This is a genomic window from Saccharopolyspora sp. NPDC000359 (assembly GCF_040300525.1).
Taxonomy (GTDB): Bacteria; Actinomycetota; Actinomycetes; order Mycobacteriales; family Pseudonocardiaceae; genus Saccharopolyspora.
In genome coordinates, this window is sequence record NZ_JBEPDU010000064.1 from 1 (window position 1) to 26,491 (window position 26,491).

The following is a 26,491-nucleotide window of genomic DNA, read 5'->3' on the forward strand; positions in this document are numbered from 1 at the left end:
GGAGCTGACCGAGCCCGAGGACGGCAAGCAGGAGCTGCGGTTCCGCTCCCAGACCGGGCTGGACCTGAACCTGCTGCTGGCCGCGCTGCCGGAGGCGACCAGCCGCCGCACCGCCTCGCCCAGCAGCTCCGCGCACGCCGAGACCGGAAGCTTCGAGGTGACGTCGTTGGCCCCGATGATGATCAGCACCAGTCGCGGCGGCCGAGTCAGCACGGCCTCGACCTGCTCGGCCAGCTCCTGCGAGGTGGTGCCGACGATGGCCAGGGTGGTCAGTGCGACCGGGCGGTCCAGCTCCTCGGCGAGCCCGCGCGCCATCCGCACCCCGGGCAGCTCGGCTGGGAAGTCCACGCCCAGCCCGGCCGCGGCGGAATCGCCGAGCACCGCGAACTCCAGCGGCTCGACCCCGTCCGGCAGCTCCCGCCGCGGCACCGGCCCGGTGCCGTCGGGCAGGTGGACGCCGTCGGCGCGCAGCGGTTCGTTGGCCGGTGGGCCGATCACCCGCCGCGCGTACTTGGACTGCCCGTTGAGCAACCCGTACGCCGCGCCGGAGAGCCCGCCCGCGGTGCCCGCCGCCAGCAGTGCGAGCCGGAGTGCCTTCGCTGCGATCATGCGGCCCTCCCTGAACCGGTCCGGAACCACCCGGGACCACCGGGCGGCCACGTCGAGCGGGACGGGGCATGGTCACCCTGCTCCGGCCCATTCCCGTCATCAACAAGACGTCGGAGGACGCGAGTTCGTTCCCCCAACGGTGTGTCGCGGCGGCGGACCGCGGGGTTTCACCCGCTGCGGTGATCGTGGTCGCAGCGCCGTCGGAAAGCCTCGTTGAGTTGGCCGGTGACCAGCAGATTAGGCTCGACGGCACACAGCAGTCTGGGAAGGAACGAGGACCTGACGTGGACTACGTCGAGCACGTCACCGACCTGGTGGGCAACACCCCCCTGGTGCGGTTGAACGCGGTGGCAACCGGCAAGGCCCCGGTGCTTGCCAAGGTCGAGTACCTCAACCCCGGGGGCAGCGTGAAGGACCGCATCGCGCTGCGCATGATCGAGGCCGCCGAGAAGTCCGGCGAGCTGCGGCCCGGCGGGACCATCGTGGAACCGACCTCCGGCAACACCGGCGTCGGCCTGGCCATGGTCGCCCAGCGCAAGGGCTACCGCTGCGTCTTCGTCTGCCCGGACAAGGTCAGCGAGGACAAGCGCAACGTCCTCAAGGCCTACGGCGCGGAGGTCGTGGTCTGCCCGACCGCCGTCCCCCCGGAGCACCCGGACTCCTACTACAGCGTCTCCGACCGCCTGGTGGAGGAGATCGAGGGCGCCTGGAAGCCGGACCAGTACTCCAACCCGGCCAACCCGGAGTCCCACGTGCACTCCACCGGTCCGGAGATCTGGGCGCAGACCGAGGGCAAGGTGACGCACTTCGTCGCGGGCATCGGCACCGGCGGCACCATCTCCGGCACCGGCCAGTACCTGAAGAAGGTCTCCGACGGGCGGGTGCGGATCGTCGGCGCCGACCCGGAGGGCTCGGTCTACTCCGGCGGCAACGGCCGGCCCTACCTGGTGGAGGGCGTCGGCGAGGACTTCTGGCCGACCACCTACGACCGCGAGGTCTGCGACGAGATCGTCGCGGTCTCCGACGCGGACTCCTTCGAGATGACCCGGCGGCTGGCCCGCGAGGAGGCGCTGCTGGTCGGCGGTTCCTGCGGGATGGCGGTCGCGGCGGCCCTGCGCGTCGCGGAGACCGCGGACCCGGACGACGTGATCGTGGTGCTGCTGCCCGACGGCGGCCGCGGCTACCTGACCAAGGTCTTCAACGACTCCTGGATGGCCTCCTACGGCTTCCTGTCGCCGGACCACGCCGGCGGTTCGGTCGGCGACGTGCTGCGCCGCAAGGACGGCACCATCCCGGACCTGGTCCACGTGCACCCGAACGAGACCGTCGCGGAGGCGGTGGCGATCATGCGCGAGTACGGCGTTTCGCAGATGCCGGTGGTGCGCGCGGAGCCGCCGGTCATGGCCGCCGAGGTGGCTGGCGCGGTCAACGAGCGCGAACTGCTGGACGCGCTGTTCGCGGGTCGCGCGAACCTCGCCGACCGGGTCGAGGCGCACATGTCCCCGCCGCTGCCGACCATCGGCGCGGGCGAGGAGGTCAGCGCCGCGATGACCGCGCTGGCCGGGGCCGACGGGGCGATGGTGTTGATCGACGGCAAGCCCGCCGGGGTGGTCACCCGACAAGATGTGCTTGGATTCATCGCCGGACGATGACGACTTGTTACGGATTGGCACTACGCTGCCCGTCCATCAGATAGCGTGTGCCGACGAATGCCCAGGCTTTCGCATTACGCCCCGAGGGAGTAGGACAACCCGATGAGCTCTCCGCAGCCGCCGGACGGCGGTCAGCAGGGTTCGGACCCCATCTCGAACCGGATGGACCCGCAGGACCCCAACCAGGCAGGCAGCGACGCGACTCAGGTCGTTAAGCCCGTTCAGTCGCAGGGACAGCCGCAGCAGCCGCCGTCCGACTCGACGCAGGTCGTGCCGCCGTCGATGCAGCCCCCGCAGCCGATGTACCAGCAGCCCGGCCTGAGCAGCCAGGGCGGTGCTGAGGCGACCGCGATGGTGCCGCCGTCGGCGCAGCCCCCGCAGCCGATGTACCAGCAGCCCGGCACCCAGAGCCAGCCGGGCGGCTTCCCGGCCCAGCCGCAGACTGGCCCGCAGAGCGGTGGCTTCCCGGCCCCGCAGGCCCAGCCGGGCTACGGCGCCCAGCCGCCGCAGGCCGCCTACGGCCAGATGGCCCCGCAGGGCCCGGGCAACCCGGGCCTGGCCAAGACGGTCGCCATCCTCGGCATCGTCTTCGGTGGCCTGGGCATCCTGTTCGGCCTGATCGGCATCATCAGCCTGGCCTCGATCTCGTCGATGGCCGCCGGTCTCGAGGACATGGGCGTCGAGGTCCCGTCCATGGGCATGGCGTACGTGTTCGTGATCATCGGCATCCTCGCCGCCATCGCGTACCTCGTCGGCGGCATCCTGCTGCTGAAGCGCAAGCCGATCGGCCCGCTGCTGGTCGGTGGCGCTGCCGCGGTCGCTGTGCTGAGCAACTTGATCAGCATGTTCGTCTACGCGGGCTTCAGCGGCGTGGTCGGCATCCTCTTCGGCATCACCCTCGCGGTCCTGGCGTTCCTGCCGGGCACCCGGGAGTGGGCCGCTGCTGGCGCGCAGGCCCCGGTCGCCGGTGGCTACGGCGCGCCGCAGGGCTACGGCCAGCCGGGCCAGCCCGGCCAGGCGCCGTACGGCCAGCCGCCGCAGCAGTTCGGCCAGCCCGGCCAGCAGCCGGGTCAGCCCGGTGGCTACCCGCCGCCGCCCGGTGGCCCGCAGCCGCCGCAGTGGTGACGCGCTGAGCTTGTCCGAAGCGGCCCCCGACCAACCCGGTCGGGGGCCGCTTCGCGTCCGCCCCCATTCGACATCCGGTGCCCGGCGTCCGCGCGTAGGCGAATTCAATGGAAACCAGGTTGTTGATTTCCATTGAATTCGCGTGCGGTCCCGACATTTCCCGGCATGTCGGGGCCCGACACGCCGAGGACTTACAGTTTTAGTTGAAACTGTGGTCTCGATGGGGGTGCCCGGAACCGGTGGGGGGCGCTTCCTCCCGCTGGGTCGGGTCGGCTGTCGGGGCTTCGGGTCGTACGCTGCTGCACATGAGTGATGGCTTTGCTACCCGCGCGATCCACGCGGGGCAGGAGGCGGATCCGACGACCGGTTCGGTGATCGTGCCGATCCACGCCACGTCGACCTACGCCCAGGACGGGGTGGGCGGCATGCGCGGGGGGTACGAGTACTCGCGCACCGGGAACCCGACCCGCACCGCGCTGGAGCAGTGCCTGGCGGAGCTGGAGGGCGGTCGCCACGGGCGCGCGTTCGCCTCGGGCATGGCCGCCACCGACGCGGTGCTGCGCGCGACGCTGCGGCCGGGCGACCACCTGGTCATCCCGGACGACGCCTACGGTGGCACCTTCCGGCTGATCGACAAGGTGCTCACCGGCTGGGGCGTCGAGTACACCCCGGCGCCGGTGTCCGATGTGGACGCGATGCGGGCGGCGATCCAGCCCAACACCAAGGTGATCTGGGTCGAGACGCCCACGAACCCGCTGCTCAACATCGCTGACATCGCCGCGCTGGCGCAGGTCTCCCGCGAGGCGGGCACCAAGCTGGTGGTGGACAACACCTTCGCCTCGCCGTTCCTGCAGCAGCCGCTGGAGCTCGGTGCGAACGTCGTGGTCCACTCCACGACCAAGTACCTGGGCGGCCACTCGGACGTGGTCGGCGGCGCGGTGATCACCTCCGACGACGAGCTGGCCGAGCAGATCGCGTTCCTGCAGAACGGCGCGGGCGCGGTGCCGGGGCCGTTCGACGCGTTCCTGACGCTGCGCGGCGCCAAGACCCTCGCGCTGCGCATGGAGCGGCACAGCGCCAACGCCGAGCGGATCGCCGCCGCGCTGGACGGCCACCCCAAGGTCGCGAAGGTCCTTTACCCCGGCATGCCGGAGCACCCCGGCCACGAGGTCGCGGCCAAGCAGATGCGGCACTTCGGCGGCATGGTGTCGTTCCTGCACGTCGACGGCGAGGAGGCGGCGCTGCAGGTCTGCGCCCGCACCCGGCTGTTCACGCTGGCCGAGTCGCTGGGCGGGGTGGAGTCGCTGATCGAGCACCCGGGCCGCATGACGCACGCCAGCACCGCGGGTTCGATGCTGCAGGTCCCGGCCGAGCTGGTCCGCCTCTCGGTGGGCATCGAGGAGGCCGACGACCTCGTCGAGGACGTCCTCCAAGCCCTGGGCTAGTCCGGGCACCTGGGTGGCGCGCGATCAGCGCGTCACCCAGGTGACGCCGCGGTGCTCAGCGGGCCATGGCCGGGTCGTTGGTGCCGAGGCCGTCGGCCGGGGGTCGTGGGGTGACGGGGAGGTCGTCGGGCTGCAGGCAGCCGCCGATCAGCTCGACCACGTCGTCCCGCACCAGGTAGGAACCGGGGTCCTCGCACCCGGACCGCAGCACCGCGAAGACCGCCGCGCCGGACAGCGCTGCTGCGGTGACCACGCCGGTGACCAGCGGGAGGGCGCGGTTCGACGTCAGCTTCGCCATGCGACCTCCCGTCCGGTGGATGTGGGCGGCGGCCCCAGTGCGCCGGTGCCCACCGCCGGAAGTGCCCGGCCGTCGCGTGCGTGAGCCCCCTCCGCGACCGGCCGCTCCTTCGAGGGTACCCAAGGTGTTGCTCGAGTGACCCCCGGTTCGCGGTGGGACGATGGGCGCATGCGGCTGGTCGACCTGGACCGGATCCGGGCCGCGGATGCGGAACTCGCTGGGGTCGTGCGGCGGACCCCGCTGGAGCACTCCCGCGTCCTGGGGGAGCACTGCGCGGGCGATGTCCACCTGAAGTGCGAGAACCTCCAGCGCACGGGATCGTTCAAGCTCCGCGGCGCTTACGTGCGGCTGCGGGGGCTGGACGAGCAGCAGCGCGCGGCCGGGGTCGTCGCGGCCAGCGCCGGGAACCACGCGCAGGGCGTGGCGCTCGCCGCCTCGCTGCTCGGCATCCGCGCGACGGTGTTCATGCCGGAGCGGGCTCCGCTGCCGAAGCTGGCGGCGACCAAGGCCTACGGTGCCGAGGTCCAGCTGTGCGGCGCGGGGCTCCAGGAGGCCCTCGCCGCGGCCCAGGAGCACGCTCGCGCCACCGGTGCGGAGTTCATCCACCCCTACAACCACCCGGACATCATCGCTGGTCAGGGCACGGTTGGCCGGGAAGTCCTGGCGCAGCTGCCGGAGGTCCGCAGCATCGTCGTGCCCACCGGCGGCGGTGGGTTGGTCGCGGGGATCGCCGCCGCGGTGAAGGCCGAGCACCCGCAGGTCAGGGTGCTGGCGGTGCAGGCGGAGCAGGCCGCGGCCTGGCCGCCCTCGCTGGCAGCGGGCAAGCCGGTGCGGCTGACCGAGACCTCCACGGTGGCCGACGGCATCGCCGTCGCCGAGCCGGGGCCGGTGACGTTCGCGCACGTCGCGGAACTGGTCGACGGGGTGCTCACGGTCAGCGAGGAGGCGCTGTCGCGGGCGATGCTGGTGTGCTTGGAGCGGGCGAAGCTGCTGGTCGAGCCCGCGGGCGCGGCCGCGGTCGCGGCGCTGCTGGAACACCCGGAGCAGGTGGTGACCCCGGCGGTGGCGGTGCTGTCCGGCGGCAACATCGACCCGCTGCTGCTGCTCCAGCTGATCCAGCACGGCATGACCGCGGCGGGCCGCTACCTGTCGCTGCGCCTCCGGCTGCCGGACCGGCCGGGTTCCCTGGCGGGGCTGCTGGCCAAGCTCGGCGAGCTGACCGCCAACGTCCTGGACATCGAGCACTCGCGGATCTCCGGTGCGCTGGCCCTCGGCGAGGTGGAGGTGGAGATCACCCTGGAGACCAGGGGCCCGGAGCACCGCGAACAGGTCGTCCGCGAACTCCGGGCCGCCGACTTCACCATCCTCGCCGACCGCCGCTGATCCGCAGTTTCAATTGAAACTGCGATGAGCCCTGGGGCCGGGGCGCAGTTTCAATTGAAACTGCGGTTGGACGCGGGTCAGAGGTTCCCGCGGCGCTCCTGCTCCCGCTCGATGGCTTCGAAGAGGGCCTTGAAGTTCCCCTTGCCGAAGCCCAGCGATCCGTGCCGCTCGATCAGCTCGTAGAACACCGTCGGGCGGTCACCGATCGGCTTGGTGAAGATCTGCAGCAGGTAGCCGTCCTCGTCGCGGTCGACCAGGATGCCGTGCTCCTTCAACGCCTCGATCGGCACCCGCACCTCGCCGATGCGCGCCCGCAGCTCCGGGTCGTCGTAGTAGGAGTCCGGGGTGCGCAGGAACTCCACCCCGGCGGCCCGCATCGCGGTGACCGTCCGGATGATGTCCCCGGTGGCCAGCGCGATGTGCTGGCAGCCGGGACCCCGGTAGTACTCCAGGTACTCGTCGATCTGCGACTTGCGCCTGCCTGCGGCGGGCTCGTTGAGCGGGAACTTCACCCGGTGGTTGCCGTTGGCGACCACCTTGCTCATCAGCGCCGAGTAGTCGGTGGCGATGTCGTCGCCGACGAACTCGGCCAGGTTCACGAAGCCCATGACCCGGTTGTAGAACTCCACCCACCGGTCCATCCGGCCGAGCTCGACGTTGCCCACGCAGTGGTCGACGGCCTGGAACAGCCGCTTGGGCGCGTCCGCGGGTTTGACGTAGCTGCCCCGCTGCGCGACGTAGCCGGGCAGGTAGGGGCCGGTGTAGCGGCTACGGTCGAGCAGCGTGTGCCGGGTCTCGCCGTAGGTGGCGATCGCCGCGGTGCGGACCGTGCCGTGCTCGTCGGACACGTCGTGCGGCTCCTCCAGCACGGTCGCCCCCTGGGCCCGCGCGTGCGCGACGCACCTGTCGACGTCGAGCACGTCCAGGGCGAGGTCGACCACGCCGTCACCGTGCCGCCGGTGGTGGTCGGCCAGCGGGCTGTCCGGGTCGACGGCGCCCTTGAGCACGAAGCGCGCCGAACCGGACTTGAGCACGAACGCCTTGTGGTCGCGGTTGCCGTTCTCCGGGCCGGAGTAGGCGATGAGGTCCATGCCGAACGCCACCTGGTAGAACAGCGCGCTCTGGGTGGCGTTGCCGACGACGAACACCACGGCGTCCAGCGCCCGCACCGGGAACGGGTCCTGCGCCTCGTCGTGCTCGACAAGCCCGACGAGGCGCCGCATCTGGTCGAAGGTCACGTCGTCGAGCTGCTCGGGTTGGTCCTGCTTGTTCACGGTGCCGGTCACGTCATCCCCCCGCGGTTGTGCTGGTGGACCCAGCGTGCGCGGACCGGTCACCCTGGGCAACAGGAGTTGATTCCGCTGGGCAACCTGTACAGCATTCGATCGGACCGACCGACCGGCCGAGCGGGGGGATGTGAGTTGGCACCGAACACCGAGGCCTTGGACGCGCTGGACGCGCGCCTGCTGCTGTTGCTGTCCGACGAGCCCCGCCTGGGGGTGCTGGAGTGCTCCCGGCGGCTGGGCGTGGCGCGCGGCACCGTGCAAGCCCGGATGGACCGACTGGTGCAGCGGGGCGTCCTGCAGGGGTTCCCGCCGGACCTGGACCTGGCGGCGATGGGCTACGGCCTGACGGCCTTCGCGGTCCTGGAGATCGCCCAGGGCCACCGGGCGCTGGTGGCCGAGCAGCTGGCCGCGATCGACGAGGTGTGCGAGGTGCACGCCACGACCGGCCAGGGCGACCTGTTCGTCCGCATGGTGGCCCGCTCCAACGCCGACCTGCAGCGGGTGATCGACGAGATCGTCGGCGTCACCGGGGTGCGCCGGACGTCGACCTCCATCGCCCTGTCCACCCCGGTGCCCCCCAGGGTCCGGCCGCTGCTGGAGCGCCTGGCGAAACCAGCGGAGTAGACGCAGCACCGCGGACGCCCGGATCAGGACGTCCGCGGTGCGGGAAGAAGTTCTCCGGCCGGGCCGGTTCCAGCAGGCTCAGCCGGTGAACGGCTCGGCCTTGACCAGGGTGACCTTCATGGTGCCGCCGTTGGGCAGCTCGTACTCGCGGGTCTCGCCTTCCTTGGCGTCCAGCAGCGCCTGGCCCAGCGGCGAGCTCGGGGAGTAGACCTCCAGGTCCCCGTGCGCGCCTTCCTCGCGGGTGGCCAGCAGGAACTTCTCGGTCTCGTCCTCGCCGTCGTAGCGGACGGTCAGCACCGAACCGGGGCGGGCCACACCGGACTCGGTGGGCACGTCGCCGACCTTGGCGGTGCGCAGCAGCTCCTGCAGCTGGCGGATGCGGGCCTCGATCTGGCCCTGCTCCTCGCGGGCGGCGTGATAACCGCCGTTCTCGCGGAGGTCGCCCTCCTCGCGGGCCTCGTTGATCTTCGCGGCGATCACCGGGCGGTTGGCCACGAGCTCGTCCAGCTCACCCTTGAGCCGGTCGTAAGCATCCTGGGTCAGCCAGGTCACCTGGGTCTCGCTCACGGTCACCACTCCTCGTCGACTGCGTCCCGCGACTCCCCGCGGGCCAATTGCATTTCCGCGCTCATTTCTCGGCTGAGGGCCAAGTAACGGAAAAACACGGCCCGCGCGGGGCCGTGCTGCGCTCGACGATAGCACGAAGCTGCACGCCAAGGGGCTGCATTTTCCCAGCGCCCGGCGTGGAACGCTCGTCTTCACCCAGTTGGCCGCGTGTGGGTGGACAAATATTCAGGAACGTTGTAAGTGCAGCCGTACACCTCCCCGGTGGCGGGTTGGGGGGACGTGCGCAGCACAGTCTCCTGCCTGGTCACACCTTCCGCAGGTTGGATGAGCACTTCCCGGCGGCCGATCTCCTCACCGGACTTGGCCCGGGAGCGCACCACGCACACGGCGGGGCGCTGCGGATCGTCGCGCTCGACCTCGACCACGATGCGGACCGAGCTGTCGTCGAGGATCTCGAAGGCGACCTGCTTGCCCTCGATGGGAGCGCTGCCGAGGTTCTGGTAGCCGATGATCGACACGCCCACCAGGGCGATGAGCACGACCGCGTAGAGCAACCAGCGACGGCCCGGCCGCGGTCGCGTCGTCCTCGCGCGCGACCCGTACCGGTCCTGCGGGATCTGCGGGTGCGTCACCGGCTCGGGAAGCCTTTCGCCTGCGGTCTTGCCGACCCCCGCGCGGGGGCTGGCGCTCGGTCCGCCGGAGCCACCGGGAACAATGGGGCCCGACATCCACGTTAAGTATCCCTGGGGTGTCCTGCGGCCTGTCAGCGGGGCCGTGTTCAGGAGAGATGCTGCACTAGCAGGAGGGGACTACCGGGCGATGGCGGACAAGCTGCGGCTGATGACGGTGCACGCGCACCCGGATGACGAGTCCAGCAAGGGTGCCGCGACCACTGCGCGCTACGTGGCCGACGGACACGAGGTGATGGTGGTCACCTGCACGGGAGGTGAAGCGGGCAGCATCCTCAACCCGGCCATGGACCGGCCCGAGGTCGTGGAGAACCTCACCGAGGTCCGCCGCCAGGAGATGGCGGCGGCGGCCGAGATCCTCGGCGTGCAGCACCGCTGGTTGGGCTTCGTGGACTCCGGCCTGCCGGAGGGCGACCCGCCCCCGCCGCTGCCGGAGGGCGTGTTCGCCACCACGCCGCTGGAGGTGTCCACCCGCGAGCTGGTGAAGGTGGTGCGGGAGTTCCGCCCGCACGTGGTGATCACCTACGACGAGAACGGCGGCTACCCGCACCCGGACCACATCCGGTGCCACGAGGTCTCGGTGGCGGCTTTCGACGCGGCCGGTGACCCCGACTTGTACCCGGACGCCGGGGAGCCCTGGCAGCCGTTGAAGCTGTACTACTCGCACGGCTTCTCCCGCAAGCGGATGCACCTGTTCCACGAGGCGCTGCTGGCGAAGGGCCTGGAGTCGCCCTACGGCGAGTGGCTGGCGAAGTGGGACTCCTCGCGCCCGGACCCCGACGACCGGGTCACCACCCGGGTCGAGTGCGCCGAGTACTTCGCGCAGCGCGATGACGCGTTGCGCGCCCACGCCACCCAGATCGACCCGAACAGCCGGTGGTTCGCGGTGCCGCTGGAGGTCCAGCAGGAGCTGTGGCCGACCGAGGACTACGAGCTGGTGCGGTCCCTGGTCGACACCACGTTGCCGGAGGACGACCTGTTCTCCGGCGTGCAGGAGAAGGTGTGCGCATGACTGCCCTGGAAACCGCGGTCCACCTGCTCGCGCAGGCGCCACCACCACCTGGTGACCCGGGCGGGCAGGGCGAGGACTTCGGCAAGTCCTCCCCGGTCGGCTTGGTGCTGCTGATCCTGTTCGCGGTGGCAGTGGTGTTCCTGATCCGCTCGATGACCAAGCACCTGCGCAAGCTGCCGGTGGTCTTCGACGAGGAGAAGGCCGCCTCGGCGGCCCCGGCGAGGGTGAAGCGCGCCGAAGCGGAGTCCGCGAAGGCGGCAGCCGAAGCGGAACCGGTGGAGGAGGACGCCAAGCCCGACAAGGGCGGGAGCTCTTAGCCGAGCGCGACCAGCGGGGCCGTCCGGGATGTCCGGGCGGCCCCGCTTCGTTCAGCTGCCCCCCGGTGCCTGGCCCGGCCAGGCCTCGGTGATGCGGGCGATGAGGGCCCGCGTCCTGGTCGGCAGGTCGTCCGGCAGCCCGTGTTCGTGGTACTCGAAGTAGCTGGGCAGGGCGTTGTTGAGCACGGGCAGGTTGATCGTGCCCGGCAGCTCGCGGTGCAGGCAGTGCCCGGCCTCGTCCGGGAGCCGCTCCGCGTCCGGGGTGGAGATCAGCGACTCGCGGGGATCGGTGAGCCGCAGCTCGATCCGGCCGCGGGTGAGTTCGCGCAGTTCGCGCGGCAGGTCGTCCCAGCGGTTGGCGGTGGTGACGAGGTGGATGCCGTGCTCCGGTCCACGCCGGGCCACGCGCAGCACGCGGTCAACCAGGCCGGGGTGCTGGTGCACTTCCGGCCACCCGTCGATGACCAGGACGTGGTCGGTGGCCGCCGCGCCGAGGTCGGATTCGGCGCGCCGACGGCGGAACTCGGCGGCGGAGTCGATCCCCTCCGCGGCGAAGCGCCGCACCCGCTGGTCCATAGTGGATTCGAGGTCGGTCAGGGCCTGGTCGATCCGCTCCCGGTCGCAGCTGGGGACCACGACCCCGCTGTGCGGCAGCTCCGCCAGCGCCAGCAACCCGTTGCCCCCGAAGGCCAGGCAGTGGAAGCGGACTTCGGTTGGCGTGCTGGTCAGCGCCAGTGCCAGCAGCGTGGTCAGCACCGCGGTGGTCTTGCCGCTGCGCGGGCGACCGACGATCGCGAGCGCGCCGTCGGCGGTGAAGTCCAGGTGCAGAGGTTCGTTCCGGTGCTCGCGCGGGTTGTCGAGGGTGCCGATGCTGACGGCCAGCGGTGAGGTGGGCTTGGCGCCGTAGCCGCGCTCCTCGCTGGTGACCAGCGGCGGCAGTCCCGCGTCGATCCCGGCGGGCGGTTCGTGCCCTGGGGGCGACATCAGGAGCTGGCGGGTTGGCGCTACCTGGTGCTGCACCCGGTCGGCGAACAACTGGTAGGTCGGGACGGGGTGGCCCGGGGTGCTCGACGCGTGGGGCAGGTTGGCGTGGGCGGTGCGGAACCGCACCGGTTCCGCGCCCCTGGTCACCAGGCACGCCTCGTCGGGCCGGTGCGGGAGCTCGCCGTCCCTCCCCAGCAGCGGCATGGCGTCGAACTCCGAGCAGGTGTGCAGCACCACCGCGCCGCCGCGGTGCGCGAGGCGGGTCGGCAGGCCGCTCGGCCCGACAGCGCTGTACACCAGCTTGATCCCCAGGTGCTCCGCGGCCTGCAGCTTCTCCAGGACCGGCCTGGTGCCCGGGGCTTCGTCGAGCAGCAGGGGGAGCATGTCGACCGCGACCACCAGCAGCGGCATCGGGTCGAGCCCGACCTGGGGCTGGACCACCTGGTAGTCGGTGAAGTGCTGGGTGGACAGCCCGGCCAGGAGCTCGGCCCGCCGCTCCAGCTCGCCTTCCAGCGCGGCGATGAGCCGGTGCTCGTCGCGGGGGTTCCTGCCGAGGGTCTGGACCGCCGCGGTGTGCGGGAGCTGGGTGAGCGAGTCCCAGGTCGGCTGGGTGGTGGCGCCGCCGACGCAGCAGAAGGCGATCTCCTCCGGGGTGTGCGTCGCGGCCATCCCGAACAGCAGGCTGTGCAGGAACGGGGCCCGGTCGGAGTCGGTCGAGCCGAAGACGCCGAGCGCGGCGGGGGAGCGCACCAGGTCGAGCAGCACCGGCTGCTGGTCCTCGGCCACACCGACCGGGATCCGGTAGCGCTCGCCGCGGCGCTGCCCGAGCGTGCTCGGATCGAGCTTGAGCGGATCGCCGACCCCGGCGAGTTCGAAGATGTCGACTGGCCCCGGGGGCTTCGGTTCGGTGCGGATGACCTGCGTCGCCTCCGCGACCGGGCGTGGCGGTGCGGCGGGGCGCGGCGGCACCGGGGGCCGGGCGGGTGGTGGCCCGGGCGGCATGCCGGGTGGTGGTCCGGTGGGGCGTTGGTGCGGCGGGAACGGTGGGTGCCCTGGTTGCAACGGAGATCCCCCTGCGTCGATCAACTTCCGTGGGAACGGTAGTGGATCCGACCTGTGCAGTGGGGGGCGTTCGCGCGTGCGCGGGCCCGCCCGCGCACGCGCGACCCGTCAGCTGCCGTGGACCTGGGCGAAGGCTTCGTGGTGGTGGCGGCGGATCCGCTCGCCCGCCGACTCGTCGGTGACCTCCAGCTCCGTGGCCCCGGTCAACGCCCAGTCCGGCTGCTGGCCGGTCAGCGCCCAGGCGGCCTGCAGCGCCGCGCCGCGCGCGACGTACTCAGCGGGCGCGGGCACCGTCACCGGGACGCCGAACACCTGCGGTGCCGCGACCTGCACGGCCTTCGACTGCGCCGCACCGCCGATCAGCAGCACCCGGCGCACCTCGACGCCCTGCGCGCGCAAGGCGTCGACGCCTGCCGCGAGGCCGCAGAGCATCCCCTCGACCGCGGCGCGGGCCAGGTTCTGCGGAGTCATGTTGTCGCGGCGCAGGCCCAGCAGGGTGCCGCTGGCGTCCGGGAGGGTCGGGGTGCGCTCGCCGTCCAGGTAGGGCAGCAGGACCAGGTCGTCCGCGCCCGGCTCGGCCTGGCAGGCCAGCCGGTCGAACTCGGCCACCTCCACGCCGAGCAGCGCGGCCGTCGAGGTGAGCACCCGGGCCGCGTTGAGCGTGCACACCAGCGGCAGGAACCGCCCGGTGGCGTCGGCGAACCCGGCGATCGTGCCGGTGGGGTCGGCGCTCGGGTGCTCCGCCGAGGCGAACACCGTGCCGCTGGTGCCCAACGACACCACGACGTCACCGGGGCCGATCGCCAGGCCCAGCGCGGCGCCCATGTTGTCCCCGGTGCCCGCCGACACCAGCTTGCCGTCCGGGGTGCGCCCGGCCGGTTCGGCCGGGTCGAGGACGCGCGGCGTGCGCGGGGTGCGACCGCCGAAGGCGGTGGCCAGCAGGTCCGGGCGGTAGCGGCCGTCGCGGGGCGACCAGTAGCCGGTGCCGGAGGCGTCGCCGCGGTCGGTGACCTTCTCGCCGGTCAGCCGCCAGGTCAGCCAGTCGTGCGGGAGCAGGACGTCGGTGACCCGGTCGGCCAGCTGCGGCTCGTGCTCGGCCATCCACCGCAGCTTGCTGATGGTGAAGCTGGCGACCGGCACCGAACCGACCGCGTCGGCGCAGGCCTGCGCGCCACCGAGCTCCTCGATCAGGTCGAGCGCGGCCTGCGCGGAGCGGTTGTCGTTCCACAGCAGCGCGGGGCGGACCACCTCGCCTCGCTCGTCCAGCGCGACCAGGCCGTGCTGCTGCGCGGCGACGCCGATGCCGACCACGTCGTCGAGCAGCCCGTCGGTGGCGGTGCTGAGCGCGTGCCACCAGTCCGCCGGGTCGGTGGCCGTGCCGTCCGGGTGCGGGGCGCGGCCCTCCCGCACCACCTGGCCGGTCTCGCTGTCGCACACCACGACCTTGGTGGACTGGGTGGAGGAGTCCACCCCGGCGACCAGGCCCGGGCTGTCAACTGAGGGCATCGCTTCCCCTGTCTGGTTCGGGTACGGGCACGACGCGCACCTCGGTGCCGAGACCTCGGATCGCGTCGAGTTCCGCCGGTGGTGCGGCGGCGTCGGTGAACACCAGGTCGTAGCCGCCCACGTCGCCGTGCGCGAACGGGGCGCTCTTGCCGAACTTCGAGTGGTCGACCAGCAGCACGGTGCGCTCCGCGCGCCCGACGATGCGCTGCTTGATCTCGGCGTAGTCGCGGACCGGGTGGAACAGCTGGCCCTCGGTGACCGCCGCGGCCGACACGAACGACACGTCGGCGTGCAGGCCGTCCAGCGCCTTGAGCACCTCCGGCCCGGTGCAGGAGTCGAACTCGGCGCGGTAGCGGCCGCCGAGCAGCCCCACCTCGTGCCCGGCCCCGGCGAGGATCTGCGCGACGGTGAGCGAGTTGGTGACCACCCGCAGCGCCGCAACCTCGGCGATCCGGCGGGCCAGCGGGAACACCGTGCTCGAGTCGTCCACCAGCAGCGTCATGCCCGGCTCGACCTCGGCAGCGGCCGCTTCGGCCAGCGCCTCCTTCTCGGCGACCTGCAGCCCCACCCGGAAGCGCGTCGCGGTCTCCAGCGTCAGCGACGGGTACGCGGTGACCCGGCCGCGCAGCTTGCGCACCAGCCGCCGGTCGACCAGCGAGTCCAGGTCGCGGTGCATCGTCATCAGGCTGACCCCGAAGTGCCCGGCCAGGTCGGTGATCCGGACCTCGCCGTGCTCGATGACCTGCCGCAGCACGTCCTGCCGCCGCTGCTCGACCACGGCGTCGGGGGGCCGCGCCCTGCCCACCACAGCTACTCCTGCGGCCGCACGGCGGCCTCGACCGCCGTGCCGTCACGGGCTGGGCGAACCAGCGCCTGCGCCTCGGCGAGCCCGCAGCCCGCGATGTCCCGCACGCCGCGCGGCTCGGAGGCGCGCATCGTCTTCGCCGTCACACCAGCTCCCGAGGTCGATCTCGTCTTAACACATTTTCTGAGAAGTCCTCGTCCTACTCAAGCACGGCCCGGCAACGGACTCGGGTTCACCCCCGGACGCGCGGGCGGCGGCCGGGTTGCTCCGGGGTGGCCAACCCGACGATCAACGCGGTCCTGGCAACCGGCGCGGGGGTGCGACGTCTTCAGGGGTGCAAAGAGGGAACGAAACAGGGGAGCTTTTCGATGAGCACGTTGTTCCGCCGGGGTGTGTTCGGTGCGTCGCTCGCGGTCGCCGCGATCGCCGGGGTTGGCCTCAGCGCTGCCCAGGCCGGCGCGACCCCGCCGCCTCCGCCGCCGAGCGCCTGCGCGCAGGACTCCTTCAACGCCACCGTCACGCCCGCCGACCACACGGCGGGGCACTCGCACTACCGCGTCACGCTCACCGCGCTGGACTCCACCGCGGCCTGCACGCTGAGCGGTTCGCCCACCGAGGTCGCCTTCTACCAGGGCGAGACGCCCCTCGGTGTGGAAGCCGCGTCCTACGGCGAGGGCGAGGCGGTCGTCTTCGGGCCCGACCAGCCGGTCCACTTCGACATCCAGGTGCCCAACACCGCCGGTGGCGCCGCCGCGGACCGGGTGGACTTCCGGCTGCAGCAGGGCGACGGCTCGCTCTCGCCGGTGGGCAGCGCACTGGGGGAGATCACCGTCGACGCCGGTACCCAGGTGGGGCCGGTCCAGCCCGGCGCCTGACCACCAGAACCCGGGCGGGCCCGGTCGCGTCGGGAGCGCGACCGGGCCCGCCCGTCCTGTCGTCGGCGTCCAGGCTCAGGACGCCGGAACCGCGCCGGGCACCACCTCCCCCAGGTCCCCGCCCGGGCTCGAAGAAGTCGCCGCGCCCTGCGTGATCACCCGCGGGGACGGCCGTCGCAGCGCCTCGCGGGGGGCGCCGCCAGCGTGAGAGCCTGGGGCGCATGAACCGGTTGGTCGGGGCGACCTCGCCCTATCTGCTCCAGCACGCCGACAACCCGGTCGACTGGTGGCCCTGGTCGCCCGAGGCGTTCGCCGAGGCGAAGCGGCGCGACGTGCCGGTGCTGCTGTCCGTCGGGTACGCCGCCTGCCACTGGTGCCACGTGATGGCGCACGAGTCCTTCGAGGACCCCGAGACCGCCCGCGTGATGAACGAGCACTTCGTCAACGTCAAGGTGGACCGCGAGGAGCGGCCGGACGTCGACGCGGTCTACATGGAGGCCACCCAGGCCATGACCGGGCAGGGCGGCTGGCCGATGACCTGCTTCCTCACCCCGGAAGGCGAGCCGTTCCACTGCGGCACCTACTACCCGGCCGCCCCGATGTCCGGGATGCCGTCGTTCCGGCAGCTGCTGGACGCCGTGGCGCAGGCCTGGACCGCTCGCGGCGCGGAGGTCCGCGGGGCCGCGGCGCGGGTCGTCGACCAGCTCTCCGCGCAGCGCGCGCCGCTCCCGGAGTCCATCTTGGACGACGAGGTGCTGGCCGGGGCGGTGTCCCGGCTGCACACCGAGTTCGACGCCGACCACGGCGGGTTCGGCGGCGCGCCGAAGTTCCCGCCGTCGATGGTGCTGGAGTTCCTCCTGCGCCACCACGAGCGGGTCGGCGAGCCCGGCAGCGGGCACTCCGCGCTGGAACTGGCCAGGAGCACCTGCGAGGCGATGGCCCGCGGCGGCATCTACGACCAGCTCGCGGGCGGCTTCGCGCGCTACAGCGTCGACAACGCCTGGGTGGTCCCGCACTTCGAGAAGATGCTCTACGACAACGCGCTGCTGCTCCGCGCGTACGCCCACCTGGCGCGCCTCGGCGACGAGCTCGGCGAGCGGGTGACCCGGGAGACCGCCGAGTTCCTGCTGACCGACCTGCGCACGCCGGAAGGCGGCTTCGCGGCCTCGCTGGACGCCGACACCGAAGGCGTCGAAGGGCTGACCTACGTGTGGACGCCCGACCAGCTGCGCGAAGTGCTCGGCCCGGAGGACGGCGACTGGGCGGCGGACCTGCTGTCGGTGACCGGCGCGGGCACCTTCGAGCACGGCACCTCGACCCTGCAGCTCAAGCGCGACCCGGACGACGCGGCCCGCTGGCGGCGCGTCCGCGACAGCCTCCGCGAGGCCCGCGACCGCCGCCCCCAGCCCGGCAAGGACGACAAGGTCGTCACCGCCTGGAACGGCATGGCCATCACCGCGCTGGCGGAAGCCGCCGCGGCGCTCGACGAACCGAGCTGGCTGGAAGCCGCCGCGACCGCCGCCGACCTGCTGCTCGCGCGGCACCTGGTGGACGGCCGCCTGCGCCGGACCTCCCGCAACGGCGAGGTCAGCACCGCCGCCGGGGTGCTGGAGGACTACGGCTGCTTCGCCGACGGCCTGCTCTCGCTGCACCAGGCCACGGCCGAACCGCGCTGGCTGGAGGCAGCCTGCGAGCTGCTCGACACGGCGCTGGACCAGTTCGCCGACGCCGACCACCCGGGCACCTTCCACGACACCGCGGCCGACGCGGAAGCGCTGGTCCGCCGCCCCTCCGACCCGACCGACAACGCCAGCCCCTCCGGGGCCGCAGCGCTCACCGCAGCGCTGCTCACCGCCGCAGCCCTCGTCGGACCGGAGCGCACGGCGCGCTACCGCAGTGCCGCGGAGCAGGCGCTCTCACGCGCCGGACTGCTCGCGCAGCGCGCACCCCGCTTCGCGGGGCACTGGCTCAGCGCGGCGGAAGCGCGCGCCCACGGACCGCTGCAGGTCGCGGTCGTCGGCGGAGCCGACGACGCCGACCGGGCGGCGCTGCTGGCCGCGGCGCGGCGGCGCGCGCCGGGCGGCGCGGCGGTGGTCGCCGGGGAGCCGGAGGCGACCGGCGTGCCGCTGCTGGCCGGGCGGCCGCTGGTCGGCGGAGCGGCCGCGGCGTACGTCTGCCGCGGTTACGTCTGCGACCGGCCGGTCACCCGCCCCGACGACCTCCCGCTCTGACCCCTGGCCGGTGCCCCGCGCGGTTTCGATGGGGGTCGGACATCTGATCCCCGTTGAAATCGCGTGCGGACACCGCACGGACCCTGCCGCACCGGGGAAAAATCCGTGGCCCGAGGTGGGGTGGAGCTGATCCACTGGGTGGGTGCGGATTCGGGGTGCTGGGGAAGCCGAGCTGGGGCGGTTGCAAGAGATCGAGGTTTCGGCGGGGGAGGTGTTCCGGGCCGTCGGCATGCCCGAGATCGCCGACGACCCGCCGCCGCCCACCGACGTCCTGGCCGAGTACCAGCGCGGCGGGCGGGCCTGGGTGGCCGAGGTCGGCGGCGAGGTGGTCGGCTACGTCCTCGTCGAGCTGATCGACGGCAACGCCCACGTCGCGCAGGTCAGCGTGCACGCGGACCACGCGCGGCGGGGCATCGGGCGCGCCCTGCTCGACCACGTCGAGTCGTGGGCGCGGGACCGCGGGCTCCCCGCGCTGACGCTGACCACGTTCCGGTCGGTGCCGTGGAACGGGCCGTACTACGAGCGCCTCGGGTTCGAGGAGGTCGAAGCCCCCGCGCCGGAGCTGGCCGCGCTCGTCGCCCACGAGGCAGAACTGGGCCTCGACCCGACCAAGCGCGTCTGCATGCGCCGGGACGTCCGCAGCTGACCGCGGTGAGCGGCGGTGGCCGGGAGGAGCACCGCCGCGATCGAGGGGTCAGGCGTAGAGGGCCAACCAGATCGCGATGTGGTGGCAGATCGCGGCCACCGAGACCGCCGAGTGGAAGAACTCGTGGTAGCCGAAGGTCTTGGGCCACGGGTCCGGCCAGCGGGTCGCGTAGAACACCGCGCCCGCGGTGTAGAGCAGGCCACCAGCGATCAGCAGCACCAGCGCGGCGACCCCGGCGTTGTGCAGCAGGTCGGGCAGCACGAACACCGCGACCCAGCCCAGCGCGATGTACACCGGCACCCCGACCCAGCGCGGCGCGTTCGGCCAGGCGAGCTTGAGGACCACCCCGCCCAGCGCCCCGCCCCAGACGACGGCCAGCACCACCGCACCCGTCGTCGGCTGCATCGCGACCATCGCGAGCGGGGTGTACGTGCCCGCGATGAACAGGAAGATCATCGAGTGGTCCAGCCGCCGCATCCAGGTGCGGGCACCGACCGTCTTCCACGTCTTGCGGTGGTAGAGGGCGCTGACGCCGAACAGGCCGAGCACGGTCGCCACGTAGATCGAGGTGCCCACCGCGGCGGCGGCGGACACGGTCGCGGCGGCGAGCGCGATCAGCGTGGTCCCGGCGGCGGCCGACACCACCAGCGACCAGAAGTGGATCCAACCGCGCATCCGCGGCTTGACGAACGCGGTTGGGCGGCGAGCGGAAAGGGCGCTAGTCACACCTCGAGGTTACGGGACCGTAAGTTCCGGTCCGAGGTGATCCGCACTGCATCCACCCGGGCACTCCTGGCCACCCGCGCATCAGCACTCACCGGATCCGCGTAGGCTCAACTGGCGTGGCGTTCAAGGTTCGGTTGAAAGAACTCATGTACGGCGTCTACGAGCGCCGACTGCGCCGGAAGCTGGACGGTGTGCAGCATCCGCGGCACGTCGGCGTCATCTTGGACGGGAACCGCAGGTGGGCGAAGGAAGCCGGGCTGGACGCCGCGCACGGTCACCGCGCCGGGGCCCGCAAGATCGCCGAGCTGCTCGGCTGGTGCCAGGAAGCCGAGGTGGAGGTCGTCACGCTGTGGCTGCTGTCCACCGACAACCTCAACCGCACCGCTGACGAGCTCCGGGCCCTGATGGAGATCATCGCCGGGGTGGTCGACGAGCTCACCGCCCCGGAGGCGCCCTGGCGGGTGCGGATCGTCGGAGCCCTGGACGTGCTGCCCACCGAGACCGCGGCGCGCCTGTCCGCCGCCGCGCTGCGCACCAAGGGGCGCACGGGCATGCAGGTCAACGTGGCGGTCGGCTACGGCGGGCGCCGGGAGATCGCCGACGCGGTGCGCAAGCTGCTGCAGCAGCACGCCGAGGCGGGCACCACCATCGAGGAACTGGCCGAGGTGCTGACCGTCGACCACATCGCCGAGCACCTCTACACCTCCGGCCAACCCGATCCCGACCTGCTGATCCGCACCTCCGGTGAGCAGCGGTTGTCCGGTTTCATGCTCTGGCAGTCCGCGCACTCCGAGTTCTGGTTCACCGAGGCCTACTGGCCCGCGTTCCGCCGCGTCGACTTCCTGCGCGCGCTCCGCGACTACGCGGTGCGCCACCGCCGCTTCGGCGGCTGAGGCCCGCAAGCCTGCCTCGGCGCAGCGGAAGGGCCAGGTCGCGAGGACCTGGCCCTGCCACGCGCGACTGCGCCGCTCAGCCCTTGGGGTGGTCGATGACCGGGGCGTTCACGCAGTTGTTCAGCTGCGGGGACAGGACCGGCACGACCGCGCCGAGCACCGCGACGTTGTTGCCGCAGGCCTGGACCGGCAGCACGCTGACGTTGTTGTCGTTCAGGATGTTGATGCCGTCGTTGTCCGCGCTGTCGGCGTTGGCGACGGGGGCCAGGGCGAGCAGACCGGCGGCGGCACCGGCGACAACAGCTGCCTTCTTCAGCATTGGTTCACTCTCCTTCGAATACCGCGGGATTCGGAGCGCACCGGCGGGTTCGCTGAACCCGCGATGGCGGCCACGAGTGTGGTGTCCGCACTGCCGGTAATTCGTCGCGGCATGCCGGACACCGGAGCTTCTTAACCCGATCGTGTGATCGGAAGTCCAGTGCGGGGCGGGTGAATTGGCGGTGCGCTGCGCTTTCCTTTAAAAGGCATGCAAAAAGGAGCGCCGGGTGGAGGCCCGACGCCCTTTTCACCACCAGATACCGCGCGGCGGTTCCTGGTGAACCGCCAGTCTCGTCAGCCCTTGGGGTGGTCGATGACCGGGGCGTTCACGCAGTGGTTCAGCTGCGGGGACAGGATCGGCACGACCGCACCCAGCACGGCGACGTTGTTGCCGCAGGCCTGGACCGGCAGCACGCTCAGGTTGTTGTCGTTCAGGATGTTGATGCCGTCGTTGTCCGCGCTGTCGGCGTTGGCGACGGGAGCCAGGGCGAGCAGACCGGCAGCGGCACCGGCAACAATCGCAGCTTTCTTCAGCACTTCGTTGCTCCTTGTTGGATGGGATGACGCGAGCGCTCCCTCGGTCCCTCGGCTGCGCACCCCATACTCAGCCGAAGGGAGAACACTCGGCGTGAAACATATACAGCGAAACCGCCGAAACATACCTCGTTAACACCATTGTGTGATTTATTTGTTCGCGCCCGCCGGTTTGTCGTTGCCCCGGCAAATTCACCGCAATGCCGACCGCTGATCCGAGCCCACTTCGGGCAGGCGTAGTGTCCGATCGTGGACTCCGAAGCGCTCGCGGCCGAATACGTCCTCCTCGGGCTGCGTTTCGACCGGCTCGTCGGGGGTTTCGCGGACTCCTACACCGGTGATCCGGCGCTGCGGCGCCAGGTCTCCGGCGAACCGCCGCCGGACCCCGCCCGGCTGGCTGTCGCCGCGCAGCGCCTGCGCGCTGAGGTCCTCGCCGCCGAGCTCGCCGAACCGCGCCGCCGGTTCCTCGCCGCGCAGTTGACCGCGCTGGCGTGCTCCGGCCGCAAGATGGCCGGTGAGCAGCTGCCGTTCGCGGACGAGGTCGAGGCGTGCTTCCAGGTGACGCCGAGGGTCGGGGAGCCCGACGAGTACCAGCGGGCGCACCGCGAGCTGGCCGCGCTGCTGCCCGGGCGCGGATCGCTGGCCGAGCGGCTGCGCGACTTCCGCCGCCGCGACCAGGTCCCGGCGGAGCGGCTCGACGTGGCCCTGCACGCCGTCTCCAGCGCGCTGCGCGACCGGGTGCGGGCCCGCTTCGAGCTTCCGGTCGGCGAGACCGTCGAGTACCGGATCGTGTCCGACCAGCCGTGGAGCGGGTTCAACCACTACCTCGGCGGCTTCCGCTCCAAGGTCGCGGTCAACGCCGACGTCGGGCACCGCGCCTCGACCCTCCCGCAGCTCGTCGCGCACGAGGCCTATCCCGGCCACCACACCGAGCACTGCCGCAAGGACGCCGGGCTGGTGCACCGGGACCGGTGGACCGAGCACACCATCTTCCTGGTCAACACCCCGCAGTGCGTGATCGCCGAAGGCCTCGCCGACCTGGGGCTGCACGCCGCGGTCGGGCCCGGCTGGGGGCCGTGGGCGGCGGAGGTGTTCGCGGACCTGGGCATCCGGCTGGACGGCGAGCTGGCGGAGCGGATCGACGCGGTGCTGCTCCGGCTGCTGACGGTCCGCCAGGACGCGCTGCTGATGCTGCACCGCGACGGCGCGGACGAGGTCGACGTCGTCGCGCACCTGCAGCGCTGGCTGCTGATGCCGGAGAAGCGGGCCAGGCACCTGGTGCGGTTCATGCGGGACCCGCTCTGGCGCGCCTACACCACGACCTACGTCGAGGGCTACCGCCTGCTGCGGCGGTGGCTGGACGAGCGCCCCGCGAGCACATCGAGCACCGATCGTTACCGGCGCTTGCTTGACGAGCCACTGGTCCCCGAGGCGGTGCGCGCCGAGCTCGCCACCCGGGTGTGAGCCCAGGACTCACCCGTTCAGCGCAGCGCCGCTCACCGGCAGTGTCGGCCAGTCGGTGGGGCGGCGAACCCGGCCTGACCTGCTGCTGCCGCCTCCCGAGTCGCGTTGGGACGGCCCGTGACCAGCGCGGTGTCCGCAGCAGGTGAAGGGCGGACGACGATTCGCTGAATCACCTGCATGGCTGCCTGCCGAGACGCGATCACGCAGGTAGCGTGCGCTGGTGACGGGCCGTTCTCTCCTGCAAGTCCGTACGCGGCCCGTCCGGGAGGCCCTGATCGTGGCTGTTGGCTGGAGCGGACGGTTACCCCGTCCACCGTGGTCGCGAGGGGCCGGTGCCTGGCCCGGCGGCCACGGCGGACGAGGCGGTCCAGCCGGGGCGCGACGGGGGCAGGCCCGGCCCGCCGACGAGCGGGTGTGGACGCCACGCCCGCGAGGGAGTAGCCGTGACCGCACGACGTTCCCAGCCAGAAGCGGAAACCCGAGCCCTCAGCGGCGATTCCGCGCACACCGGTGGCACTGAGGTGCGCACCTACGTCCTGGACACCTCGGTGCTGCTGTCCGATCCGTGGGCGATGTCCCGCTTCGCCGAGCACGACGTGGTGCTCCCGGTGGTGGTGATCGGTGAGCTCGAGGGCAAGAGACACCACCCCGAACTCGGCTGGTTCGCCCGGGAAGCCCTCCGCGCGCTCGACGACCTCCGGATCCAGCACGGGCGGCTGGACGAGCCGGTTCCGGTCGGGACCGCGGGCGGGCACCTGCACGTGGAGCTCAACCACTCCGACCCGCAGGTGCTGCCGCCCGGCTTCCGCACCGACTCCAACGACGCCCGGATCTTGGCCTGCTCGCTGAACCTGGCGGCCGAGGGGCACCAGGTCACGCTGGTCACCAAGGACATGCCGCTGCGGGTCAAGGCCGCCGCGGTGGCCCTGGACGCCGAGGAGTACCGCGCGCAGGACGTCGTCCCGTCGGGGTGGACCGGCATGGCCGACGTGGAGGTCCGGGGCGACTCGGTCGACACGTTGTTCAAGGACGGCATCGCCGACCTCGACGAGGCGCGGGACCTGCCGCCGAACACGGGTGTGCGGCTGCTGGCCGGGTCGCAGAGCGCGCTGGGCCGGGTGACGCCGGACAAGCAGGTCCGGCTGGTGCGCGGCGACCGGGAGGCGTTCGGGCTGCACGGCCGGTCCGCGGAGCAGCGGATCGCCCTGGAGCTGCTGCTCGACCCGGAGGTCGGCATCGTGTCGCTGGGCGGGCGCGCCGGGACCGGCAAGTCCGCGCTCGCGCTGTGCGCCGGGCTGGAGTCGGTGCTGGAGCGCCAGCAGCACCGCAAGGTCGTGGTGTTCCGGCCGGTGTACGCGGTCGGCGGTCAGGAGCTGGGCTACCTGCCGGGCACCGAGAACGAGAAGATGGCGCCCTGGGCGCAGGCGGTGTTCGACACCCTCGGCGCGCTGGCCAGCGAGAACGTCCTGGACGAGGTGATGGACCGGGGCATGCTGGAAGTGCTGCCGCTGACCCACATCCGCGGCCGCTCGCTGCACGACTCGTTCGTCATCGTCGACGAGGCGCAGTCGCTGGAGCGCAACGTGCTGCTGACGGTGCTGTCCCGGCTGGGCGCGAACTCCAGGGTGGTGCTGACCCACGACGTGGCGCAGCGCGACAACCTCCGGGTGGGCCGCCACGACGGGGTGGCAGCGGTGATCGAGAAGCTCAAGGGGCACCCGCTGTTCGCCCACGTCACGCTGACCCGCTCGGAGCGGTCGCCGATCGCGGCCCTGGTCACCGAGCTGCTGGAGGGCGAGTTCACCCCGTGACGAGCAGGGGCACCCGCGCCCGCGCGGGTGCCCCTCCCGGTCACCAGCCGGTGGGCAGCGGGCGGCCTTCGGCGAAGCCCGCCGCGGACTGGACGCCGACCAGCGCGCGCTCGTGGAACTCCTCCACGGTGCGGGCGCCCGCGTAGGTGCAGGACGAGCGCAGCCCGGAGGTGATCTGGTCCAGCAGGTCCTCGACGCCTGGGCGCTGCGGGTCCAGCCGCATCCGGGAGCTGGAGATGCCCTCCTCGAACAGCGCCTTGCGGGCCTGGTCGTAGGCGTTGTCGGTGCGGGTCCGGGCGGACACCGCGCGCTTGGACGCCATGCCGAAGGACTCCTTGTAGGCCCGGCCGTGCTCGTCGCGCTGCAGGTCGCCGGGGGACTCGTAGGTGCCGGCGAACCAGGAGCCGACCATCACCGACGCCGCGCCCGCGGCGAGCGCCAGCGCGACGTCGCGCGGGTGGCGGACACCGCCGTCGGCCCAGACGTGCTTGCCGAGCCTGCGGGCCTCGGCCGCGCACTCGGCGACAGCGGAGAACTGGGGGCGGCCGACGCCGGTCATCATCCGCGTCGTGCACATCGCGCCCGGCCCGACCCCGACCTTGACCACGTCGGCCCCGGCCTCGACTAGGTCGCGCACACCTTCGGCGGTCACCACGTTCCCGGCCACCACCGGCACCTGCGGCGACACCGAGCGGACCGCCCCGAGCGCGGCGATCATCTTCTCCTGGTGGCCGTGCGCGGTGTCCACGACGAGGGTGTCCACCCCGGACTCCAGCAGCGCCGAGGCCTTGGCCGCGACGTCGCCGTTGACCCCGACCGCCGCGGCGACCCGCAGCCGCCCCTCGCCGTCCAGGGCCGGGGTGTAGATCTCGGCGCGCAGCGCGCCGCGGTGGGTCATGATCCCGGCCAGCCGACCGTCCGCGTCGACCGCGACCGCGACGTGGCGGGCCTGCCTGTCGAGCTGCTCGAACACTTCGCGCGGCTTGGTCTCCAGCGGCAGCACGACCGGGTGCTGGTCGGCGACCTCCCCGACCCGGGCGAACCGGTCGACCCCGGTGCAGGCGGCCTCGTCGACGACGCCGACCGGCCGGTTGTCGTCATCCACGACGACCAGGGCGCCGTGGGCGCGCTTGGGCAGGAGGTTGAGCGCGTCGGCCACCGCGTCGTCGGCGTGCAACACCAGCGGGGTGTCCCAGACCGGGTGCCGGGCCTTGACCCAGGAGACGATCTCGGCGACCGCGGACGGCGCGACGTCCTGCGGGAGCACGACGAGCCCGCCGCGCCGGGCGACGGTCTCGGCCATCCGGCGGCCCGCCACGGCGGTCATGTTGGCGACGACGATCGGCAGGGTGGCCCCGGTGCCGTCGCTGGTGGCCAGGTCCACGTCGAAGCGGGACTCGACACCGGAGCGCCGCGGCGCCAGGAAGACGTCGTCGTAGGTCAGGTCGGTGGTGGGCTGCTGCCCGTTCAAGAACTGCACGTCTGACCACCCTACGGCCTCACCGCCCCGCAGTCGCCCGTTCGAGGCCGCGCTCTTGTCGGAGCACGCCGAGGCCTCCCGCTGCGCTGTGGCCGCGGGCCTCTGCTGTGCACGGTTCAAGATCACCGGATCGGCTGGTCGGTTCGAGT

At 72.3% G+C, this 26,491-nt stretch carries 26 protein-coding genes; 13 read left to right on the plus strand and 13 right to left on the minus strand.

Features of this window, described 5'->3' with window-relative positions:
• The coding region (locus ABT324_RS29660; RefSeq protein WP_351184165.1) for a GDSL-type esterase/lipase family protein at positions 1-609 on the minus strand (609 nt) is incomplete at its 3' end.
• Between the two features lie 284 nt (positions 610-893).
• Here ABT324_RS29660 and ABT324_RS29665 point away from each other — a divergent pair.
• The 3 genes from ABT324_RS29665 (at position 894) to ABT324_RS29675 (ending at position 4,831) form a co-directional block, all read left to right on the plus strand.
• Positions 894-2,261: a cystathionine beta-synthase gene (locus ABT324_RS29665; RefSeq protein WP_351184167.1), complete on the plus strand. Its 1,368-nt coding sequence runs from the start codon at positions 894-896 to the stop codon at positions 2,259-2,261.
• A gap of 102 nt (positions 2,262-2,363) precedes the next feature.
• Positions 2,364-3,386, plus strand: coding sequence for a UbiA prenyltransferase family protein (locus tag ABT324_RS29670; RefSeq protein ID WP_351184169.1), 1,023 nt, complete (start codon positions 2,364-2,366; stop codon positions 3,384-3,386).
• A gap of 305 nt (positions 3,387-3,691) precedes the next feature.
• Positions 3,692-4,831, plus strand: a complete 1,140-nt coding sequence (locus ABT324_RS29675; protein ID WP_351184171.1) for a cystathionine gamma-synthase — start codon at positions 3,692-3,694, stop codon at positions 4,829-4,831.
• Positions 4,832-4,886: 55 nt separating this feature from the next.
• On the opposite strand, the gene ABT324_RS29680 is transcribed toward ABT324_RS29675, so the two are convergent.
• Positions 4,887-5,129 (minus strand): hypothetical protein, encoded by a 243-nt coding sequence (locus tag ABT324_RS29680; RefSeq protein ID WP_351184173.1) that lies wholly within the window; start codon positions 5,127-5,129, stop codon positions 4,887-4,889.
• 168 nt (positions 5,130-5,297) lie between these two features.
• Between ABT324_RS29680 and ilvA the strand changes: the two genes are divergently transcribed.
• Entirely contained in the window at positions 5,298-6,512 is a 1,215-nt protein-coding gene (gene ilvA / locus ABT324_RS29685) for a threonine ammonia-lyase (protein WP_351184174.1), read from the plus strand.
• Between the two features lie 77 nt (positions 6,513-6,589).
• Here ilvA and hppD read toward each other — a convergent pair whose 3' ends face one another.
• Positions 6,590-7,798, minus strand: a complete 1,209-nt coding sequence (gene hppD, locus ABT324_RS29690) for a 4-hydroxyphenylpyruvate dioxygenase (protein ID WP_351184176.1) — start codon at positions 7,796-7,798, stop codon at positions 6,590-6,592.
• 135 nt (positions 7,799-7,933) lie between these two features.
• On the opposite strand from hppD, the gene ABT324_RS29695 reads away from it, so the two are divergent.
• On the plus strand, positions 7,934-8,422 hold the full coding sequence (locus tag ABT324_RS29695) for an Lrp/AsnC family transcriptional regulator (RefSeq protein WP_351184178.1): 489 nt from the start codon (positions 7,934-7,936) through the stop codon (positions 8,420-8,422).
• 78 nt (positions 8,423-8,500) lie between these two features.
• On the opposite strand, the gene greA is transcribed toward ABT324_RS29695, so the two are convergent.
• The gene (gene greA, locus ABT324_RS29700; RefSeq protein WP_351184180.1) at positions 8,501-8,989 is read right to left on the minus strand and encodes a transcription elongation factor GreA; all 489 of its coding nucleotides are present in this window, start codon (positions 8,987-8,989) and stop codon (positions 8,501-8,503) included.
• Between the two features lie 191 nt (positions 8,990-9,180).
• Positions 9,181-9,717 (minus strand): DUF4307 domain-containing protein, encoded by a 537-nt coding sequence (locus tag ABT324_RS29705; protein WP_351184182.1) that lies wholly within the window; start codon positions 9,715-9,717, stop codon positions 9,181-9,183.
• Positions 9,718-9,808: 91 nt separating this feature from the next.
• Between ABT324_RS29705 and mca the strand changes: the two genes are divergently transcribed.
• Both mca and ABT324_RS29715 read left to right on the plus strand, forming a co-directional pair.
• Positions 9,809-10,690, plus strand: coding sequence for a mycothiol conjugate amidase Mca (mca, locus tag ABT324_RS29710; protein WP_351184184.1), 882 nt, complete (start codon positions 9,809-9,811; stop codon positions 10,688-10,690).
• A complete protein-coding gene (locus tag ABT324_RS29715; RefSeq protein WP_351184186.1) occupies positions 10,687-11,007 on the plus strand; it encodes a hypothetical protein in 321 nt (106 codons plus the stop codon). The genes mca and ABT324_RS29715 overlap by 4 nt, the downstream gene beginning before the upstream one ends.
• A 51-nt stretch (positions 11,008-11,058) precedes the next feature.
• Here ABT324_RS29715 and ABT324_RS29720 read toward each other — a convergent pair whose 3' ends face one another.
• From ABT324_RS29720 to ABT324_RS29735, 4 genes are all read right to left on the minus strand, one after another.
• Complete coding sequence (locus tag ABT324_RS29720) at positions 11,059-12,993, minus strand: FtsK/SpoIIIE domain-containing protein (RefSeq protein WP_351184188.1); 1,935 nt, start codon at positions 12,991-12,993, stop codon at positions 11,059-11,061.
• A 168-nt stretch (positions 12,994-13,161) separates the two neighbouring features.
• Positions 13,162-14,559, minus strand: a complete 1,398-nt coding sequence (gene xylB / locus ABT324_RS29725) for a xylulokinase (RefSeq protein ID WP_351184190.1) — start codon at positions 14,557-14,559, stop codon at positions 13,162-13,164.
• Entirely contained in the window at positions 14,546-15,364 is an 819-nt protein-coding gene (locus ABT324_RS29730; RefSeq protein ID WP_351184192.1) for a DeoR/GlpR family DNA-binding transcription regulator, read from the minus strand. The genes xylB and ABT324_RS29730 overlap by 14 nt, the downstream gene beginning before the upstream one ends.
• A 5-nt stretch (positions 15,365-15,369) precedes the next feature.
• Positions 15,370-15,510 (minus strand): hypothetical protein, encoded by a 141-nt coding sequence (locus ABT324_RS29735; protein WP_351184194.1) that lies wholly within the window; start codon positions 15,508-15,510, stop codon positions 15,370-15,372.
• Between the two features lie 222 nt (positions 15,511-15,732).
• Here ABT324_RS29735 and ABT324_RS29740 point away from each other — a divergent pair, with 222 nt between their 5' ends.
• The 3 genes from ABT324_RS29740 (at position 15,733) to ABT324_RS29750 (ending at position 19,116) form a co-directional block, all read left to right on the plus strand.
• Positions 15,733-16,239, plus strand: a complete 507-nt coding sequence (locus tag ABT324_RS29740; protein ID WP_351184196.1) for a hypothetical protein — start codon at positions 15,733-15,735, stop codon at positions 16,237-16,239.
• A gap of 221 nt (positions 16,240-16,460) precedes the next feature.
• Positions 16,461-18,470: a thioredoxin domain-containing protein gene (locus ABT324_RS29745; RefSeq protein ID WP_351184198.1), complete on the plus strand. Its 2,010-nt coding sequence runs from the start codon at positions 16,461-16,463 to the stop codon at positions 18,468-18,470.
• A gap of 181 nt (positions 18,471-18,651) precedes the next feature.
• Complete coding sequence (locus tag ABT324_RS29750) at positions 18,652-19,116, plus strand: GNAT family N-acetyltransferase (RefSeq protein ID WP_351184200.1); 465 nt, start codon at positions 18,652-18,654, stop codon at positions 19,114-19,116.
• Between the two features lie 48 nt (positions 19,117-19,164).
• Here the strand turns inward: ABT324_RS29750 and trhA are convergent, their stop codons facing one another.
• Complete coding sequence (gene trhA, locus ABT324_RS29755) at positions 19,165-19,842, minus strand: PAQR family membrane homeostasis protein TrhA (RefSeq protein WP_351184202.1); 678 nt, start codon at positions 19,840-19,842, stop codon at positions 19,165-19,167.
• Positions 19,843-19,958: 116 nt separating this feature from the next.
• Between trhA and ABT324_RS29760 the strand changes: the two genes are divergently transcribed.
• Entirely contained in the window at positions 19,959-20,735 is a 777-nt protein-coding gene (locus ABT324_RS29760) for an isoprenyl transferase (RefSeq protein WP_351184204.1), read from the plus strand.
• A gap of 76 nt (positions 20,736-20,811) precedes the next feature.
• On the opposite strand, the gene ABT324_RS29765 is transcribed toward ABT324_RS29760, so the two are convergent.
• Both ABT324_RS29765 and ABT324_RS29770 read right to left on the minus strand, forming a co-directional pair.
• The gene (locus ABT324_RS29765; RefSeq protein ID WP_351184206.1) at positions 20,812-21,054 is read right to left on the minus strand and encodes a hypothetical protein; all 243 of its coding nucleotides are present in this window, start codon (positions 21,052-21,054) and stop codon (positions 20,812-20,814) included.
• A gap of 293 nt (positions 21,055-21,347) precedes the next feature.
• Positions 21,348-21,590, minus strand: a complete 243-nt coding sequence (locus ABT324_RS29770) for a hypothetical protein (protein ID WP_351184208.1) — start codon at positions 21,588-21,590, stop codon at positions 21,348-21,350.
• Between the two features lie 246 nt (positions 21,591-21,836).
• Between ABT324_RS29770 and ABT324_RS29775 the strand changes: the two genes are divergently transcribed.
• Positions 21,837-23,051 (plus strand): DUF885 domain-containing protein, encoded by a 1,215-nt coding sequence (locus tag ABT324_RS29775; RefSeq protein ID WP_351184210.1) that lies wholly within the window; start codon positions 21,837-21,839, stop codon positions 23,049-23,051.
• A gap of 521 nt (positions 23,052-23,572) precedes the next feature.
• Positions 23,573-24,862, plus strand: a complete 1,290-nt coding sequence (phoH2, locus tag ABT324_RS29780) for an RNA 5'-3' helicase PhoH2 (RefSeq protein WP_502949820.1) — start codon at positions 23,573-23,575, stop codon at positions 24,860-24,862.
• Positions 24,863-24,902: 40 nt separating this feature from the next.
• Here the strand turns inward: phoH2 and ABT324_RS29785 are convergent, their stop codons facing one another.
• Positions 24,903-26,342: a GuaB1 family IMP dehydrogenase-related protein gene (locus ABT324_RS29785; protein WP_351184214.1), complete on the minus strand. Its 1,440-nt coding sequence runs from the start codon at positions 26,340-26,342 to the stop codon at positions 24,903-24,905.
• Positions 26,343-26,491 lie beyond the last annotated feature (149 nt).

Bases quoted from the DNA above. Each gene is read 5' to 3' on its own strand.
- ABT324_RS29670 (WP_351184169.1), top strand. From the start codon at position 2,364: ATGAGCTCTCCGCAGCCGCCGGACGGCGGTCAGCAGGGTTCGGACCCC.
- ABT324_RS29675 (WP_351184171.1), top strand. From the start codon at position 3,692: ATGAGTGATGGCTTTGCTACCCGCGCGATCCACGCGGGGCAGGAGGCG.
- ABT324_RS29680 (WP_351184173.1), bottom strand. From the start codon at position 5,129: ATGGCGAAGCTGACGTCGAACCGCGCCCTCCCGCTGGTCACCGGCGTG.
- ilvA (WP_351184174.1), top strand. From the start codon at position 5,298: ATGCGGCTGGTCGACCTGGACCGGATCCGGGCCGCGGATGCGGAACTC.
- ABT324_RS29705 (WP_351184182.1), bottom strand. From the start codon at position 9,717: ATGTCGGGCCCCATTGTTCCCGGTGGCTCCGGCGGACCGAGCGCCAGC.
- mca (WP_351184184.1), top strand. From the start codon at position 9,809: ATGGCGGACAAGCTGCGGCTGATGACGGTGCACGCGCACCCGGATGAC.
- ABT324_RS29715 (WP_351184186.1), top strand. From the start codon at position 10,687: ATGACTGCCCTGGAAACCGCGGTCCACCTGCTCGCGCAGGCGCCACCA.
- ABT324_RS29720 (WP_351184188.1), bottom strand. From the start codon at position 12,993: ATGCCGCCCGGGCCACCACCCGCCCGGCCCCCGGTGCCGCCGCGCCCC.
- xylB (WP_351184190.1), bottom strand. From the start codon at position 14,559: ATGCCCTCAGTTGACAGCCCGGGCCTGGTCGCCGGGGTGGACTCCTCC.
- ABT324_RS29740 (WP_351184196.1), top strand. From the start codon at position 15,733: ATGAGCACGTTGTTCCGCCGGGGTGTGTTCGGTGCGTCGCTCGCGGTC.
- ABT324_RS29745 (WP_351184198.1), top strand. From the start codon at position 16,461: ATGAACCGGTTGGTCGGGGCGACCTCGCCCTATCTGCTCCAGCACGCC.
- ABT324_RS29765 (WP_351184206.1), bottom strand. From the start codon at position 21,054: ATGCTGAAGAAGGCAGCTGTTGTCGCCGGTGCCGCCGCCGGTCTGCTC.